The organism is Stenotrophomonas sp. S41 (assembly GCF_016624625.1).
Classification (GTDB): domain Bacteria; phylum Pseudomonadota; class Gammaproteobacteria; order Xanthomonadales; family Xanthomonadaceae; genus Stenotrophomonas.
In genome coordinates this window covers 1-17,200 of record NZ_JACVTV010000100.1, presented here as the reverse complement: position 1 = coordinate 17,200, position 17,200 = coordinate 1, and the positions used below count along the sequence as shown (strand labels likewise).

The 17,200-nt window shown below is 67.4% G+C and carries 17 protein-coding genes; 3 read left to right on the top strand and 14 right to left on the bottom strand.

Features of this window, described 5'->3' with window-relative positions; translation table 11 throughout:
* Positions 1-58: 58 nt before the first annotated feature.
* The 6 genes from IAE56_RS17120 to IAE56_RS17095 form a co-directional block, all read right to left on the bottom strand.
* Positions 59-1,450 (bottom strand): cytosine permease, encoded by a 1,392-nt coding sequence (locus tag IAE56_RS17120; RefSeq protein ID WP_108767161.1) that lies wholly within the window; start codon positions 1,448-1,450, stop codon positions 59-61.
* An 87-nt stretch (positions 1,451-1,537) separates the two neighbouring features.
* The gene (locus tag IAE56_RS17115) at positions 1,538-3,007 is read right to left on the bottom strand and encodes an aldehyde dehydrogenase (protein WP_200753344.1); all 1,470 of its coding nucleotides are present in this window, start codon (positions 3,005-3,007) and stop codon (positions 1,538-1,540) included.
* Positions 3,008-3,009: 2 nt separating this feature from the next.
* On the bottom strand, positions 3,010-4,053 hold the full coding sequence (locus tag IAE56_RS17110; protein WP_200753343.1) for an LLM class flavin-dependent oxidoreductase: 1,044 nt from the start codon (positions 4,051-4,053) through the stop codon (positions 3,010-3,012).
* 1 nt (position 4,054) lies between these two features.
* Complete coding sequence (locus tag IAE56_RS17105; protein WP_200753342.1) at positions 4,055-4,972, bottom strand: flavin reductase family protein; 918 nt, start codon at positions 4,970-4,972, stop codon at positions 4,055-4,057.
* Positions 4,973-5,008: 36 nt separating this feature from the next.
* Positions 5,009-5,803 (bottom strand): alpha/beta fold hydrolase, encoded by a 795-nt coding sequence (locus IAE56_RS17100; protein WP_200753341.1) that lies wholly within the window; start codon positions 5,801-5,803, stop codon positions 5,009-5,011.
* Complete coding sequence (locus IAE56_RS17095) at positions 5,772-6,374, bottom strand: amino acid synthesis family protein (RefSeq protein WP_200753340.1); 603 nt, start codon at positions 6,372-6,374, stop codon at positions 5,772-5,774. The genes IAE56_RS17100 and IAE56_RS17095 overlap by 32 nt, the downstream gene beginning before the upstream one ends.
* 284 nt (positions 6,375-6,658) lie before the next feature.
* Between IAE56_RS17095 and IAE56_RS17090 the strand changes: the two genes are divergently transcribed.
* From IAE56_RS17090 to IAE56_RS17080, 3 genes are all read left to right on the top strand, one after another.
* Entirely contained in the window at positions 6,659-7,330 is a 672-nt protein-coding gene (locus IAE56_RS17090; RefSeq protein WP_108767155.1) for a GntR family transcriptional regulator, read from the top strand.
* Entirely contained in the window at positions 7,330-7,611 is a 282-nt protein-coding gene (locus IAE56_RS17085; RefSeq protein WP_200753339.1) for a DUF1330 domain-containing protein, read from the top strand. Before IAE56_RS17090 ends, IAE56_RS17085 begins: the two co-directional genes overlap by 1 nt.
* Before the next feature lie 173 nt (positions 7,612-7,784).
* On the top strand, positions 7,785-8,429 hold the full coding sequence (locus IAE56_RS17080; RefSeq protein WP_200753338.1) for a hypothetical protein: 645 nt from the start codon (positions 7,785-7,787) through the stop codon (positions 8,427-8,429).
* A gap of 129 nt (positions 8,430-8,558) precedes the next feature.
* Here the strand turns inward: IAE56_RS17080 and IAE56_RS17075 are convergent, their stop codons facing one another.
* The 8 genes from IAE56_RS17075 to IAE56_RS17040 all read right to left on the bottom strand — a co-directional run bounded on the left by IAE56_RS17075 (position 8,559) and on the right by IAE56_RS17040 (position 17,098).
* Positions 8,559-9,113 (bottom strand): nuclear transport factor 2 family protein, encoded by a 555-nt coding sequence (locus IAE56_RS17075; RefSeq protein WP_234456158.1) that lies wholly within the window; start codon positions 9,111-9,113, stop codon positions 8,559-8,561.
* Between the two features lie 120 nt (positions 9,114-9,233).
* Positions 9,234-9,587 (bottom strand): hypothetical protein, encoded by a 354-nt coding sequence (locus tag IAE56_RS17070; protein WP_200753337.1) that lies wholly within the window; start codon positions 9,585-9,587, stop codon positions 9,234-9,236.
* 394 nt (positions 9,588-9,981) lie between these two features.
* Entirely contained in the window at positions 9,982-12,177 is a 2,196-nt protein-coding gene (locus tag IAE56_RS17065) for a TonB-dependent receptor (protein ID WP_200753336.1), read from the bottom strand.
* 113 nt (positions 12,178-12,290) lie between these two features.
* Positions 12,291-13,760 (bottom strand): M23/M56 family metallopeptidase, encoded by a 1,470-nt coding sequence (locus IAE56_RS17060; RefSeq protein WP_200753335.1) that lies wholly within the window; start codon positions 13,758-13,760, stop codon positions 12,291-12,293.
* Entirely contained in the window at positions 13,757-14,140 is a 384-nt protein-coding gene (locus tag IAE56_RS17055) for a BlaI/MecI/CopY family transcriptional regulator (RefSeq protein WP_200753334.1), read from the bottom strand. The genes IAE56_RS17060 and IAE56_RS17055 overlap by 4 nt, the downstream gene beginning before the upstream one ends.
* 72 nt (positions 14,141-14,212) lie before the next feature.
* Complete coding sequence (locus IAE56_RS17050; protein WP_200753333.1) at positions 14,213-15,022, bottom strand: trypsin-like serine protease; 810 nt, start codon at positions 15,020-15,022, stop codon at positions 14,213-14,215.
* A 93-nt stretch (positions 15,023-15,115) separates the two neighbouring features.
* The gene (locus IAE56_RS17045; RefSeq protein WP_234456157.1) at positions 15,116-15,763 is read right to left on the bottom strand and encodes a hypothetical protein; all 648 of its coding nucleotides are present in this window, start codon (positions 15,761-15,763) and stop codon (positions 15,116-15,118) included.
* Positions 15,764-15,850: 87 nt separating this feature from the next.
* Positions 15,851-17,098, bottom strand: a complete 1,248-nt coding sequence (locus IAE56_RS17040) for an ectonucleotide pyrophosphatase/phosphodiesterase (RefSeq protein ID WP_200753332.1) — start codon at positions 17,096-17,098, stop codon at positions 15,851-15,853.
* Between the last annotated feature and the right edge of the window lie 102 nt (positions 17,099-17,200).

Here is a 17,200-nt window from a genome sequence, read left to right as displayed (position 1 = left end):
TTCCATCCCCGGGGGGGGGGGGGGGGCGGGGCCCGGGGGGCCCCGCGCCGGGAGGGAATCAGGTGGCCGCGACGCTGGCGCCCTGGGGCGCACGCACGGCCAGCAGGTAGTAGGCGAGGGCGCTGACCAGCAGGCCGATCACCCAGGACACATCGACGCCACCGAACAGCTGCGCCCACGAACCCTGGAAGAATGCGTTGCTGATGAACGGCACCTGGGCAATGGCACCCAGCGCGTAGGCCAGCAGGGCGCGGCCGTTGAACAGGCCGTAGCGGCCGCCATCGCGGGCGAAGATCGAGGCGATGTCATAGCGCCCGCCGTTGACCACGTAGAAGTCCAGCAGGTTGATCGACACCCACGGCGCGAGGATGAACAGCAGCGCGAATACCGCGTTGATGAAGATCTCGATGAAGTTGGCCGAGGCCCACAGCGCGCATAGCGTGGAGGCGACGAGCAATGCGCAGGACAGGGTGATGCGGGCCAGCCGCGCCGGCGTCCACGACGGCGAGAAGGTCTGCAGCGAGGTCACGCAGGACAGCACCGCGCCGTACAGGTTCATCGCGTTGTGGCCGATGATGTTGACCAGGAACAGCACCATCAGCACGTAGCCGAACCAGCCGGTGTGCAGGCGCACCGCTTCCATCGCATCGGTCTGCCCGCCACCGCTCACCGCCAGCATGCCGAAGGTGAAGGCCAGGATCGGACCCAGCGCGGAGCCCAGGTAGGTGTAGATGAAGGGGCGGAACACGCCCACGCTGCGCGGCAGGGCGCGCGAATAATCCGAGGTGTACGGCGAGAAACTGATCTGCCAGACCGAGCAGATGCCGAACATCGAGAACCAGCCGGCCGGCGAGAAGCTGCCATGGCTGAAGGCATCGGCGCCCAGGCGGGGCAGCATGATGGCCAGGCCGATGGCCAGCGCACCGCCCATGAACCAGATGCCGATGCGGTTGAAGCCGTGGATGAAGTTGTAGCCGATGATGCCGATGGCCGTGGCCAGCGCGGCGCCGATGATGGTGGCCAGCGGCAGCGGCACCGCCGGAATGACCGTGTGCAGGGTCTTGCCGGACAGGATGATGTTGGAGATGAAGTAGCCCAGGTAGATCAGCGTGGTGAAGCCGACCACCAGCAGCGAACCGAAGCGGCCGAACTGGGCGCGGCTCTGGATCATCTGCGGAATGCCGGCCAGCGGGCCCTGCGCCGAGGCAAGGGCGAGGATGGCCGCGCCGAACATGTGGCCGGTGACGATGGCCAGCAGCGCACTGACGATATCCAGCTTGAACGTCAGCACCGACATCGCGCCGGTGATCACCGCCAGCGGGGCGATGTTGGTACAGAACCACAGCGTGAAAAGGTCACGGGGGTTGCCGTGGCGCTCCTGTTCGGGGATGTAACCGATGGAGTGGCCCTCGATGGAGAAAGCGCCATCCTGCTTGTTTGCATTGCTCATGGGCGGATTTCCTGAGCCAGCCGGTCGCCCGGCAGGCGTGCGTCGGGATCGGTCGCGCGCGCCCGGCTGTGCAGGGGGGCGCGGGGCCTAGCGCATCACGAACGGGTCATCCATGGGGACATCGGACGTACGCAGCCACACCGTCTTGGTCGTGGTGTATTCCAAGGCGGCCGCGGCGCCGCCTTCCCGTCCATGGCCCGAAAGACCGAATCCACCGAACGGAGCCAGCGGTGAAATCGCGCGATAGGTGTTGATCCAGACCACGCCCGAACGGATCGCCCGGCTCAGCCGGTGCGCGCGCGTCAGGTTGCGGGTGAAGATGCCGGCGGCCAGACCGAACGCGGTGCTGTTGGCCTTGTGGATCGCCTGCGCCTCATCGTCGAACACATCCACCGACAGCACCGGGCCGAACAGTTCGGTGGTGATGCTGTCCGCCTGCGGCGAAGCGCTGCAGTCGACGATGGTGGGCGGGAAGTAGATGCCGGCGCGCTCGCTGCGGGTACCACCGCAGAGCACGCGGGCGCCCTGGGCGACGGACGCGGCCAGCACCGCTTCGATGTTCTGGCGCTGGCGCTCGGTGCACAGCGGGCCGAACTCGGTGGCCGCATCATCGGGCGGGCCGATGCGGATGGCCGCCACCTTTTCCAGCAGCCGGGCCAGGAACGCATCCTTGATGCCGGCCTGCACCAGCAGCCGCGAACCGGCCACGCAGCTCTGTCCGCTGGCAGCGAAGATCGCGGCCAGCTGCGCGTTCACCGCGCTGTCGAGGTCGGCATCGTCGAACACGATGAACGGCGATTTGCCACCCAGCTCCAGCGAGACGCGGGCCAGATTCCCGGTGGTGTTGGCCACGATGTGGCGCGCCGTGGCCGGGCCACCGGTGAAGGCCACCTGGGCGACCTTCGGATGGCTGCTCAGCACGGCGCCACACTCGGGGCCGAAGCCGGTGATGACGTTGACCACGCCCGGCGGGAAGCCGGCCTGGTGCAGCAGCCGGGCAAACGCCAGCAGCGGGCCGGGCGCTTCCTCGGACGCCTTCAGCACCACGGTGCAGCCGGCCGCCAGGGCCGGGCCCAGCTTCACCGCCGACAGGAACAGCTGGCTGTTCCAGGGCACGATGGCGGCGACCACGCCGATCGGCTCGCGGCTGATCCAGACCTGCATGTCCGGCTTGTCCACCGGCACGAAGCTGCCTTCGATCTTGTCGGCGATGCCGGCGTAATAGCGGTAGTACTCGGCGATATAGGCGATCTGGCCGCGGGTTTCGCGGATGATCTTGCCGGTGTCGCGGGTCTCGATGGCGGCCAGTTCCGGCGCCGCCTGCTCCAGCAGGTCGGCCAGCCGGTACAGCAGCTTGCCGCGCTGGGAAGCAGTCAGCGTGGCCCAGGCCGGATCGTGCAGGGCACGGTCGGCAGCGTCGACCGCACGTTCCACCTGCTCGCGGCGCGCCTCGGGCATGGTCGCCCAGGGCGTGCCGGTGGCCGGGTCGATGCTGTCAAACGTACCGGCACCGGCTTCGAAACGGCCGTCGATGTAGAGCTCGAACGGGCTGTCCATGGTCATTCCTGGGCGAAGGCGGGCATGACGTCGTTGATCATACGCAACAGCGAGGCCTTCTTGCGCTCGAAGGACATGCCGGTGTCGATCCAGAACGAGTACTCGTCAAAGCCCATGGCCTCGTAGGCCTTCAGGCGGGCGATGACTTCCTCGGCCGGACCGATCACGTTGTTGCTGCGCATCGCCTGTGCCGAATACATCGGGTGGGCGGCAATCTCCTCATCGCTCAGCTTGGCGATCAGGCCCTGGCTGATCGGGCGCTCGTTCTTGAACCATGCGCCGAAGTAGTTGTAGAACACGTTGATCTCGTCGGCGGCGACCTGTGCGTCGGCTTCCGAGTCGGCCACGTAGGTGTGGCGCAGCAGCATGATCTTCGGACGCGGCACCTCGCTGAACTTCTCGCAGGCCGCGTTGAAGTGGCCGATCAGCTTCTGCACTTCGTCATCGCCGAAATGCAGCGGGGTCACCTGCACGTTGCAGCCGTTCTGCACGGCGAATTCGTGGCTGTTGGGATCGCGCGCGGCCACCCAGATCGGCGGGTGCGGCTGCTGCAGCGGCAACGGTGCCGAGGTGGTGCTGGGGAAGGACCAGAATTCGCCATCGTGGGCGTAGTCGCCCTTCCACAGGCCCTTGATGGCCGGAATCAGCTCACGCATGCGCTGGCCGGCGCCCCAGGCGTCCATGCCCGGCACCATGCGCTCGTATTCGAACGAATAGGCGCCGCGGGCGATGCCCAGGTCGAGGCGGCCGTTGGAGATGATGTCGGTCATCGCCGCTTCGCCGGCCAGCTTGATCGGGTGCCAGAACGGGGCCACCACGGTGCCGGTGCCCAGGCGCACGTTCTTGGTCTTGTTGGCGATGTCGGCGAGGTTGAGCAGCGGGTTCGGCGCGATGGTGAAGTTCATGCCGTGGTGCTCGCCGGTCCAGATGGCATGCATGCCACCCTCATCGGCGATCTGGCACAGCTCGATCATCTCGTCGTACAGCTGCTTCTGCGACTGCTGGTCCGAGACGCGTTCCATATGGATGAACAAAGAAAACCGCATTTCAACTCTCCCTTGCAATCAGTTCTTTGACCACACCGCAGGTGTGGTTGCCGTAATAGGTGCCGTAGGTCTTCAGCGCGCTCTCGCGGCAGTAACGCTGCAGCATGCTCTTGACCGCTGCATCGGCGATGTCCAGCGCAGGCACGTCGGCCAGCGCCACGTACTGCCCATCGCGTGCGCTCGCCTCGGGGGTGCTGCACAGGAACGTGACGAACTGCCGGTGTGTGTCGGTGTCCGTATAGACGGAGTACACGAAGCTCGGCGACGCACCGGGCTGATGCCGGGCAAAGATGCGCTCCAATGCATTGTCCGCACCCTCGTTGCCGATCTCGACGGTGGGCAGGGCCCAGCCGCCTTCCGGCGCTGGCACCAGCAGCAGGCTGTCGTCGTGGGCGATGATCGCGCTGATCAGACCCTTGGTATCGGTCATGACCTCGGTGGCCACCTTGGCGGGGGTGAAGTAGCCACCACGGTAGTAGCCCAGCCCGGGCAGGCCGGCCGTATGGAAGTGCTCCACCTGCCCGATCAGGACGGCATGGTCACCCGCCTCCACCACCGTGTGCATGGTGCAGTCGAACCACGCACTGACCTCGTCCAGGATCGGGCTTCCGAGAGCGCTGTTGGTCCAGGACACCGCGGCAAACCGATCCGGATTGCGCCGGGCAAAGGTATTCGATGCGTCGGTCTGTGCCTCGGACAGAATGTTGATGGCAAAGCGCTTGGCGCCCACGAAGTTGTCGTAGTTGCCCGATGCGTTGGCGATGCTGACCAGCAACAGCGGCGGATCGAGCGACACCGAAGCGAACGAGTTCGCGGTGAAACCAATCGGTTCACCGTCTGCGGTGGTGGACGTCACGATGGTGACGCCGGTCATGAACGAGCCGAAGGCTTCCCTCAGCTCTTTTGGATCGATAGCCATATGTTCCCTCCAACCGATGGCCTGGAATGAGTGCAGCTAGTTCGTTGCGGTGCCCAGCCATTCCGCCAGCGCCGCGTTGACCTTGGCGGGGGCGGTCAGGTTGACCATGTGGCGTTCGTGCGGGATGACCACGGCCTTGCCGTTGCGGGCCAGCGCTGCCATCGACAGGGCCATGGCCGGCGTCGAATTGGCATCCTCGGCGCCGGTCAGCGCCAGGGCAGGGCAGTCCACTTCCGACCAGCGCTCCGCGTAGGTCTGATCGCCGCGGGCGAAGGCGCGGTAGGCATCGGCATAGCCCTGCATATCCACGTTCTCCAGCCACGAGCGCACATCCTCCACCAGCGAGGCTTGCGTGGTGCCCTCGTCAAACCAGCGCTGCAACGGGGTTTCCACGTCGATCCGGCCAGTGGCCAGTTCATCCGAACGGGTCACCACCGCATGGCGGGCGGCATCGGTACGCAGGTGCACACCATTGATGACCGCCAGGCGGCGCACCAGGTCCGGCCGCTCGATGGCCACGCCGGCGGCGATCAGGGCGCCCATCGAGTGCCCGGCCAGGTTGACCGGGCCCAGCTGCAGGGCGCTGATGAACTCCACCATCCACGCCACGTAGTCGGTCAGCGCGGGTTCGCCCGGCAGGCGCGTGCTCTGGCCGTGGCCCGGCATGTCCACCGCGATGACCCGGTACTGCTGGGCGAAGGCGGCGATCTGCGGACCCCAGGCGGCGGCCTGCATGCCGACACCGTGGATCAGGACCAGGGGCTCTCCCGCACCCTGGTCCAGGCAGTGCGCCTGTTGGTTACTTGACAGCGGCAGGGTTCGAGACGTCATGGCCGAGCTCTTTCAGGTCCTGGTAGCGGTCACCGATGCGGTGGTGCGGGCGGCCGGCGGTGGCCGCGCCCAGCACGACCACCAGTTCGTCGGCGGCCGGGGCATCGGCGATGGCGAACTGCACGGTCAGGTAGTGCGAACGGCGGCCTTCGTCGTTCTTGTCCATCATCGGCAGCACGATCGGCGCATTGGCCGGGCCGCGGGTATTGGTGAAGGCCAGGTAGGACTTGGCGCGCACCGCGTTGCGGTAGATGTTGCCGAAGTGCAGGGTGTGGATCAGCGCCGAGGCGTGTTCCAGCTCACCGTCCAGGCCGACCACCGCGCTCTTGCCGAAGGCCTCCACCGCATCGCCGGAGCCGACCTCACCCAGGATCAGGTCGGTCAGGTGCTGGCTCAGCTGCGGGCCCAGTGCCCGGATCTCCGGCGACAGGTCCTCGACGTAGCCACGACCGGCCCACGGGTTACGGATCACGGCGGCGGCGGCCACCATCTTCAGCGGCCTGGCCGCGTCACGGCCCCCGTCCACATGCACGGTCTCCACGTGGAGAACGGTCTTTCGTATCAGGCTCATCTGGTCCTTCCTCGCCGCCGCTGGCGGTCACAATGTTGGTGTACGGTATGTTGGTATACCATTGGCAGCGACAGTACACCCTCCAAAAACGCCCTGCAATATGTCTATGCGCATTCATTTTTCGCCCGCGACGAAAGTCGCAGACGGGGGTGGTGAGGTCGGGTTGGAGCGGGCTGCCGGGGTGCGCTATTCATGATCCGTGGTTGAATAGCGTGGACGTACACGAACTACCGGCAGCGCGCCCGCCATGGCGTGGCTGCCACCTAAAGGGATTGCGAAACACGATGAACCTGAGAATCGACCACTCGCCGGTCACCCTTCGCGAGAAGTGCCTGGAAAAGCTGCGCAACGCGATCATCACCGGCTACTTCCCGTCCGGTGCGCGCCTGGTCGAACGCACCCTGTGCGAGCAGCTGGGGGTCAGCCGCACGGTGGTGCGTGAAGTGATCCGCTACCTGCAGGCCGAAGGCCTGGTGGAAGTGCTGCCGCAAAAGGGCCCGATCGTGGCCGTGCTGAACTGGGACGTGGCCAGCCAGGTCTACCGCATCCGCCTCGTGCTGGAACAGAGCGCGGTGGCCGACTGCGTGCGCAACCTCACCGACGAGACCGCTGCGCAGATCCAGCAGGCACTGGAAACCCTGCGCACGTCGTATGGCACGCCGGACATCGCACCGGTGCTGGAAGCCTCGTCCACCCTGTACGAAACCATTTTCCGTGCCGGCAACAACCACATCGCCTGGGAGATCGTGCAGCGCCTCAACGGCCGCATCAGCCGCCTGCGCGCGATGACCCTGACCCACGTGGACCGCGAAAAGACCGGTTTTGAACGCATCAAGGCCATCTGCGATGCCATCTGCGTGCAGCGCGACGAAGCGCTGGCGCGACAGCGCGTGGCCGAACACATTGGCGAGGCCGAGGCGATTGCCCATGCCTTGCTCGAACAGGAGCAGAAGTGATGGCCGCCTATTGGATCGCCCACGTGCAGGTGCTGGATGCGGAGAAGTACAGCGGCTACACCGCGCTGGCGCCTGCCGCCTTTGCGAAGTACGGCGCGAAGTTCCTGGCCCGTGGTGGCCGTTCGGTGGTGCTGGAAGGCGACCTGCCTGACCGCCACGTGGTGATTGAGTTTGCCGATCTGGAAACTGCGCAGGCCTGCCATGCCTCGCCGGAATACCAGCAGGCCAAGGCCAGGCGCGAAGGGCACTGCATCGCCAGCGTGGTGATCGTCGAAGGCTGACCACGCGTTTGTAGATCCACGCCATGCGTGGATGCCCGCGCAACGAGGGGCACGCCGGTAGATCCACGCCACGCGTGGATGGCCGCGCGACACGTGGACGCCGACCACTTCACAACCCACAAGCACCGCAACCGCGACCATGGGCCACCCCATGCCCATGAGTTCCACCGAGGATGCTGCAGAACCTGCTCCATTTCGCACCGCTGCTGACTGCGGTGATGACCTGCGTGACCGCCCTGATCTGGGTGGTCTACCTCAATTTCTTCCTGCGCAGCTACCGCCGCCAGCAGCGGCCCTCGATCCTCATCACCTCGGGTGCCGGGCGCAACCTGGACGCGCACTGTTTCGTGACCAACCTCGGCCTGGAGCCGGTGTATCTGCTGGACGTGGTGATCGACCTCATCGAGCCCGACGGCACGGTCGTACGTGCGGTCATCCCCGAGCGCACCGAGCACTGGAGCAAGGCCACGCCCAGCGAGGACGACGACATCCGCCGTGCCACCAATGTCGGCCCGCTCAGCAGCGGCGGCGAGCGCGACCTGGGCCGGTTCCGCACCCTCATCGACCGCGCCAGTACCGAGAACCCGGATATCAAGACCGGCAACGCCTTCACCAGCCTGGAGATCACCGTGGTGATCGTCACCGCCAGCCAGGCCGAGCTCTGCGGCGCATCGCGCTGCTACCGCATTGAATACGGGGACGATGGCGCGCCGAAGCTGAAGGCACGGACCATCAAGGCCGCGCAGCTGCAGGGGTATTTCGCGCGGCGGAACCTGACCCGGTTGTTGACCACGCAGTTGGAAGGCTCGCGCCGGTAACGTCGGGCCATGCTCGACGGCTCCGCTTTTGTAGAGCCGAGCCATGCTCGGCTGCATTGTTTTTGTAGAGTCGAGCCATGCTCGACTGGTTCGCGCAGACCGCAGCCGAGCATGGCTCGGCTCTACAGATCACTTGGCGGCCGGGCTGCGCTCGTCACGCACCGAATAGATCACCGAGAAGATCTTCCAGCCCTGTTCGGTGCGGATCAGCTGCCACATCTCCTTGCCCCAGTTCTGCTTCACGCCATCGGAGAGGAACGTGTAGTCGAAGGTCAGCGAGGCGGCGTCGCCATCGGTTTCGATCCTGGGGTTGGAGAAGACCTCTTCCTTCGACGTGGACGAGGCCACCGCGTTGTCGATGAGCGAGATGAAATTGTTCGAGGGAATCTGCCGCGCCTTGATCGCGTCGGGCTTGGTCCTGCGGATGTCCTGCAGGCGCACGTCCTCGGAAACGAACTGCCAGCCGATGTCCTCGGGCTTGTCCGAGAAGAACAGGCTCATGTAGGTGGGCTTGTCCTTGTTGACCAGCGCGGTGCGGAAGGTTTCCAGCACCTGTTCGATGGCCTTGACGTCCTCCGCATGCGCGGTTGACTGCGCACCGGCATGGCCGGCGGCCAGCAGGCCTGCACAGAGAAGCAGGGTGAAGCGCGCGCGCATCAACGGGCGTGTGGTGCGGTCATCCATGGCATACGATCCTCATGTGACTCGTGGCACGGCGCCAATCTAGCATGCGGGTAAGCGCGCACTGCGGTCGGTTCACCGCAGGCAGCATGTCGAACAGTTCAGGCAGCAGCCCGGCGACACTCACCCCGCGTGGGTGTCGACGGCCCGCCTGCGCCGGGCCAGATACACACGGAAGGCCAACAGTGCTGCAAAAACAATGACCGCCGCCTGCGCCGTGGGCGAGGGCTTTGCCGCGGCCTGTGGCCAGAAGCACAGCCAGCCGGCAAACGCGGCCAGCGCAACCAGTACAAGCAGGAGCAGCCTCTTTGCCAGCGACCGTGAGAACGGCAGCGCGATCAGGGGCGCTGAAACCAGAAGGAGGCCAGCACCCGTGACGCCCGCGCCGGTTCGGCCCAGGCCCATCTGCCCGAAGACCGCGATGGCGACCATGCACAAGCCCATCAGTGCGGCGCAGCCAGCGACGATCAATGCCACCGCGTTGCCAATCCTGCCGAGCGCCCGGGGTGGCTGTAGATTCGTTGGCTTCTGTTCGACGGGGCCGCGTCCGTCCATGAGATCGATCGTGTGCGGGGGTGTCGTGGGCAAGTGTGCCCGGAACGTCCGCCGGTGTCCAAGCTGCTTGATTGTTCTTCGCGAAAGGCAGCCGAGCATGGCTCGGCTCTACAGAAGAGCGAGGGGCAGCCGACTGCCTGCAGATCGCGTCGCTTTCGCAATTCTTGCATTGCTGCTGCGCCGCTCGAACGCATGCCGCCGCAGGGCCCCCACTATGCGTGCAAATTGCGACACGCATCGGTGTTTCGCAGTGTCCCTCCACCGCATCGCCAAGGCATTCGCGGCAGCGCGTTACCCGTCAGCACAGCGGCCCGCGTTACAGCGGCAGCTCCCACTGCAGCCGTATGCTGGGGACCGACTGCCGCGCGCTGCGAACCACCTGGGTGCCGCCATCGTCGAAGCGCCATTGGCCGCTCTCGCTGTCCCGGCCGAGCAGGGTGCTGCCGGTCAGCCGTAGCTTGCCACGCCCGTGGGTGCTGTACTGCACCCACGCCTCAAGCTCGCGCCGGTAAGCGGCGATGTCGATTTCGCCCAGACTGTAGCGGATGCGCCCGCCGCTGCGGTAGGTAAATGCCAGACCGCTGCTCCAGCGCGGGGTGATCCGGTAGTCCATGGCCGCGCTGGCAGTGAACGGCACCTGGTCCTGGATGCGGTTGTCGGGCCCGGGGACACCGCGCACCCGTGACTGGTTCCAGGTGGCGTTGCCGCGCAGTTCGATTTCAGGTGCATCGGGCAGCACGCGGGCCAATGGCATCTGTCCGTCGAGTTCGATACCCCAGGCAATGGCGCGGCTGCCGTTGACCGGGGTGGCGACCCAGCGCCCATCACGCAGCAGGGTTTCGGTGCGGATGGGTGAATCGATGCGGCGCAGGTAGCCGCCGATGCTGCCTTGTGTGCCTTCGCGGCCGTGCAGCTCCCAGGCAGTGTCCAGGCCCCAGGCCAGTTCCGGGCGCAGTGCCGGGTTGCCGATCTCGTCCGGGTTCAGTGCGCGGTTGTTGGTGGAGGTGTAGGGCCGTGGCACCAGCAGACGCAGCTCCGGCGCGCGGAAGGTGCGGCTGAGGGAGACGCGCAGCTGGTCCTTGCCCTTGGCCCGCTTCCACAGCCCCTGCAGCACCGGGGTGAACACGCTGGCGCGATTGCGCACGGGGGCAAAGTCACGCCCTTCGCTGGTGGTCTGCAGCCGCTCCCAGCGGCCGCCGAGGTAGAAGGCGCTGTGCTCGCCCAGGGCGAACTCATCCTGCGCGTATACCGCAACACGCTGCAGGCGTGCATTGAAGGAGAGATCGCTCGTTGAACCGGCTGCGCCATCGAAGCCCTGCAGCTGCTGCAGGCGCGATTCGCGACGGTCGTCCAGGCTGCCTTCGGCGCCGACCTGCAGGGTATGGCGGCCGCGCGCAGGCAGGGTCCATTGCGCGCGGCTGCTGCTGCCCAGGACATGCAGTCGCGCATCGGTGTGATCGATCAGGTTGTCCTGCCCATCCTGTGCCTGGCCCTGCTCGCGGAAGCGATAGTTTTCGCGGTTGCCGTCCACGGCGCCGCGCACCGTGAGGGTGCCGCCGCGCTGCAGCTGGCGGGTCCATTCCGCGCTGGCCTGCCCTTGGTCCAGGCGCAGGCGCGTGCGCTGGCGGTAGTGCGGCGTGCGCAGGGCGGGTCCACGCTGGGTGTCCCAGTCGATCACCATGTCGCGACGGAAGTCGGACGCATCCAGCAGTGCCTGCAGCGAAACCGTATCGTCCGCCGTGGCATTGAGGGTCATCGAGGGTGACAGCGAAACGTTGTCGCGGCGACCGGTGGCGCGCAGCTGGCTGTGCCGCAGCAGCAGTGGCTGCCCATCGGCATCCCAGGCCTGTTCGCTGCCGTGCTCTTCCACCAGGAACGCGCGTCCGGTGGCGGTTGCCGTAAGTGCATGGTCGACCCGCGCGCCTTGGTGCGTCTGCCGCCAGCTGGCCGTGGGCGTGCTGCGTGACTGGCTCCCGGCCCAGGACAGGGTCAGGCGTTGGCTGTCCTTGGGTGCGGTGGCGCGGGTTACGATGTTGAGGGTGCCGGCGATGGCGCCTGTTCCGTGATCGACGGTGGGCGCACGCAGGATCTCGATGCGTTCGATCTGATCGGTGGCCAGCGAATCGAGGCTGAACCCGGCGGGGGCGCGCTGCCCATCCAGCAGTATCTGGGTGTAGCCGCTGCCCAGCCCGCGCAGCGATACCGCGCCCGGGCGTCCCGGTGCGCCGCTGGAGACGCTCAGGCCGGGCAGGCGCTTGAGCGCCTCCAGCAGATCGGTATCACCGTGGCGCCTCAGGGTTTCGTGATCGACGACGATGCGGCTGGCCAAATCATCACGCCGCGCGTCATAGCGCTGCGTCTGCACCTGCACGGCCTCCAGTTCGGTGGTGGCCGGCGCCGATGGTGCGGTCTGCGCAGCAGCGGTGGCGGCGGGCCAGAGCAGGCAGCCGATGGCCAGGCGGGTGCTGGCTTGCAGGCGGCGTGGCGGTCGCTGCGTGGAAGAGCCTTGCATTCTCGTTGGATTCCTTTCTGATGGCGAAGCGGCGGGCAGCAGCGGAGCCTCCCGCGGCCGGGCATCGAGTCACTTCGCTTCGGGTGGCAACGCGCGGCGGGCGCGTCAGCGGGTTACTGCAGCCAGGCCTGCGGATCGACGCGCGTGCCGCTGCGCAGCAGTTCCATGTGCAGATGGGGGCCGGTGGTGCGGCCAGTGTTGCCGGTGCGGGCGATGACCTCGCCCTTGCGGACGCGTTGACCGACAACCACCTCGTAGTCCTGCAGGTGGGCAAGCAACGTCTGCCAGCCACCTCCGTGGTCGATGACCACCACGGTGCCGTAGTTGGGGCCATCTGGGTAAGTGCGAGTGGCGGCGATGATCGTGCCATCGGCCGGCGCCTGCACGGCTGTGCCACGTCGCGCTGCAAAGTCCACGCCACGGTGGGCGCGTTGGCGGAAGTCCGACGCATGGCCGAACACGCTGGTGACCCGCGCTTGGGCAACAGGCGCGGCAAAAGCGGGGGCCAGCGGCACAGTGGCTTCCAGCAGCGTGACCGATGCGGCCTGCAGCGGTACGGCCAGCGATGGCGGGACAGCGGTGGCCGCCGCCTGCACGGCAGCCAGGCAAAGGGTGGCGGTCACACCGGACGCGGCCAGCAGCAGCGTGATGGCCTTGCCGGGGTGGCGGCCTGCATCGCCCTGCAGCATGTGCCGCAGGCGCAGCTGGTGGCCGCCGGGATCGCGCTGTGACAGTGCGCTGGCAGGCCGCAGTGCAGTGGCATGGCGCAGCGTTTCCACGTAGGCCTGCGCCAGCAGGCGGCCATCGCCAGCGGCGGGCGCTTCGGCCAGCGCACGGGCATCGCACTGCAGTTCGGCTGCGAGCTGTACGCGCGCGGCAATGCGTTGCACGAAGGGATTGAACCAATACAGCGCGGCTACCAGACGCATGATGCCGGCGCGCAGTGGATCACGGCGGTGCAGGTGCGCGGCCTCGTGGCCGATGACCAGGCGCAGTGCGCGGTCCGGCAGGGTGAGGCTGGCTGCAGGCAGGAGGATGCGTGCATGAGGCCAGCCGACGGCGAACGGCGTGCCGCCGCCTTCCGTGCAGCGGACAGCGATGCCTGTGGCCTGCAGCTGCCGTACCGCCTGCCGTGATTCTGGGCCCGGCAATTGCGACGTCTGCACGGGGTGACTGCCGCGCAGCACCGCCTGCAGCCGGCGCGTGGCCAGCGCCCAACGTGCCAGCCAAAGCAGCAGGCCGCCGCCATACACCGCCCATAGCAGGGCCGGCAGGCCTGCCGCCAGTGACATGCCGAGCGCAGGCGCGGGCTCGGCTGCGGGCAGCACGCGGTCCGGCAGCGAGTGCAGTGCGACCGGCAATGCGCCGGTCAGCTGCGGCAATGGTGCGTGCTGAAGCGGCAACAGCAATGCCAGCACGGGCGGCAGCACTGCACACAGCCACGCACCCAGCCAGTAATGCGACGACGCGTGGGAGAGCCGCAGCCTGCGCTGCAGTGCCTGTGCTGCGTACCAGGCCAGGCCAGCGCTGAGCAGGCTGGTTGCAAGCGCGGCCCCCAAGGTGGCGGCTGCCGGCAGGCTCATGGCTGGCCCTCGTCATGTGCACGCAGCAGGGCCTGCAACTGCTCGATCTCCTGGCAGCTGAGCAGCCGGCTGTCAGCGAAGGCCTGGCTGGGCAGCGGCCCATCGATTTCCAGCACGCGGCGCGCGAAATCCGTGCTGAGGGCTGCCAGGGTGGCCACTTTGCCGACCCTGGCGCTGTATACGTTGAGTCCGTGCTGGCTGCCTTCCTTCACCAGGCCCTTGTCGACCATGCGCTCCAGCGTCTTGCGGGTAGAGGAGTACGACCAGTCCAGCGTGGCGACAGCGGCGTTGTGCAGTTCACGTGCGCTGCAGGCGCCGTCGCGCCAGAGGCACTTCAACAGTTCCAGTTCGGCATTGGAGGGGGTGGGTGCGGAGGACATCATCTGGCCTGGCGTTTGATCGATGTCGCAAGTCTGCGACACATGTCGCACGCAACGCAAGTCGGTCGGGCATCACGGCGCGGCGCGAATTGTGCTGACGATCCACTCCGCATAGCGCGAGATGCGCACGTTGTGCACCACCTGCCCGTAGTACCTCGCCTCCAGCGCATGCTCCGGCACGGCCGTGATCCACGAGCCCAGACCGATCAGCTGCCAGCCATCGCGGTCGCGGATCATCAGTGGGCCGCCGCTGTCGCCGCCGCCGATCACGCCTTCCAGCGGCAGACCGGTGCCCGGGTCATCGAAGCGATACCAGAGATAGCGGTCGTTGCCGCCGGTCACCGCGTTCTCCGCGCGGCGCAGCTGCCCCCGGTGAGGCGCACGTGGCACCAGCCCGGTCAGACCGGTACCGGTCGCGCCCTTGCCGACCAGGGTGGCGATCCTGCCGGCTTCGTCCTGCCCTCGGTAAAGGCGAACCGGCGCAACGTCGCTGACCGGCGTGGCCAACTGGATCAACGCAATGTCATCGGAGGCGGCGAGGAAGGCGTGGATCGGGCCCGGGTTGCCGGAGGCCAGAGCCGCCTGGCCCAATGCATCGGGCATGCGCCGGTAGCCCGGATGCACGACCACGCGTTCGACGCGGTAGGCCTGGCCGTTGATCTGCACCTCGGCATCCATGCCCTCCATCGGCGCGGCGTGTGCGGCGGTCACCACCCAGCGCGGCGCGATGAGCACGCCGTGGCCTTCGCCGGGCATGTCGGCCAGGGCCGGGAAGGCGGAGGCCGCAACGCGGTAGGCGCTGTCATCCACATCGCTGCGGATGACGATGGCGCCAGCGGTGAAGGGCAGGGTGGCGATAGCGAGCAGAAGCCAGCGGTGCATGGGTCGGTGCAGTCCTGTGCGGGTCGATCCGCACCGTAGCCCGGTTCCGGCCCCGGGAACACCTGTGTGCGACGAAGGGGCGATCCGGTGTGATCAACCGGGAGGAATGAGGGGTGACGACCGCCACTCCGGCAGACCGACCGCGCGGCGGGTGCGCGTCACGATGGCGGCGATCTCTGCCTCGAAGCCGCCGCCGGGTTGCAGCCGTGACGTGAGCTCGGCACAGTTTCGCTTCAGCACATCGACCCATGGCGCTGTGTGGCTTTCCTCAGCGACCAGGGCCAAGTGCCGGCGAGCCTCGTCGTACGCGCCCGCCAGCCCGGCGGCTATCCCGGCATGCATGTGCTCCCGGATGCCCGGTTTGGGGTGACGGCTCATCAACGCACCTACCTGTCCCGGGGTGGGGAAGCGGTCACGCAGGGCCAGCACCTCGGCGGCCGCCTGCTCGGCCAGTGCCTGTGCGGCCACGGTAAATTCAGCGGTATCGGTGAAGGGCTGGAACGGGGCGACGCGGTAGCCCGCATCGAAGGACAGGAAATCCTTCTCTTCCCAGAGCCAGCACGCGCCGACATTGAGATAGCTGCCCCTGCTCCATCCCGAGGGCTGGAACTCGATCACCCCGACCCACCAGCCGTGGTCGTCAAGCCAGGTGCGCGAGCGGCCTTTCTGCACGCAGCCCAACGGGCGCAGTGCGGATCTTGCCGCTGCAGTCAGCAGCCGGGTGTGTTCCGGTGTCGGCATCCCCAGCGTCCTTGCGAGTGGCGTGCCGACGAGTATCGCAGAGCCCATCGGGCGTGTGGCCCCGGTACGTGCCGGGGCCTCGATGCATCAGCGCAGCACCGCGTCAAACGTGTCCGGGTTGCCGTCGTTGGCGGCCGCCGGCACGTTCAGCAGGCGGGCCAGCAGCGGGTAGACGTCCACGTTGTCGAAGCCCTCAACGGTCCTGCCCGCCTGGAAGGAAGGGCCGGTGGCCACGAACACCGCGCGCATCGACGGCAGGGTGTTGTCGTAGCCGTGGGTGCCGCGGTAGGCATGGGCGTGGCGGGCCAGCATGTCGGGCGTCAGTGCATCCCAGCCTTCGTCCATCTCGCAGACGATCGGCGGCGTGCGCGGGTGCTGGCCGTACTGCCAGCGCGGCGGCAGGTCGGCGCGGTTCCAGCACTGGTAATGGTCGTGCCGGCCGATCAGGGCCTGCTCGGCCTCGCGTTCGCGGCCGGGCCTGGCCTGGAAGCCGACCGGCTGGCCGACGCTGGTGGCCACGGCAACGGCCGGGTCGACCATGCGTTCGGTATCGAGCACGTGGCCTTCCGGCAGCTCGGCCATGCCGTGGTCGGACACCAGCACGATGTTGGTATCGCTGGCCAGGCCCCGCGCGTCCAGACCTTCCAGTACCTGGCCGACGATGGCATCGGCGCGCTGGATCGCCTGGCGGTACTCAGCCGACTCCGGGCCGTAGGTGTGGCCAGCCTTGTCGACGTTCTCCATGTACAGCGTGGCCAGGCGCGGCGCCTGCGGACCGGTCTGCGACAGCCAGCCCAGCACGGTCTGCACGCGGTCTTCCAGCGCGATGTTGCGGTCGTAGACCTGCCACTGGCTGGGCCGCACGCCCTGGATGGCGGCCTCGCTGCCGGGCCACGACCAGGTGGCCGTGCGCACCCCGGCCTTCTCGGCGCTGACCCAGATCGGTTCGCCGCCCCACCAGCGCGCGTCGGTGACGGCGGCCGGGTTGCTGATCTCGAACCCACCCAGCTGCGGGTCCTGCATGCTGTTGTGGATGATGCCGTGGTGGCCGGGACGCAGGCCGGTGACCAGGGTGTAGTGGTTGGGGAAGGTCAGCGACGGGTAGGACGGCGTCATCCAGCGCGCGCGCACGCCACCGTCGATCATCCGCTGGATGTTGGGGGTGAGACCGCGATCAAGCGCATCGGCGCGCAGGCCGTCGATGGAGACCAGCAGCAGGCGCGGTGCGGGCTGGATCGCGGCCGGGGGCGTTGCAGCGGCCTGGCGGGGCGACGGCGTGCTGCACGCCATCAGGGAGAGGGCGGCGATCGAGCCGCAGAAAAGGCGGATGTTCATGGCCCATCCTAGCCTTGCGCGATGACAGGTCTAGGACGGATGTGGCCGTAGAGTGGGGGGGGGGGGGGGGGGGGTGTGGTTAAAGGTAGGAAAAGAGAGAGA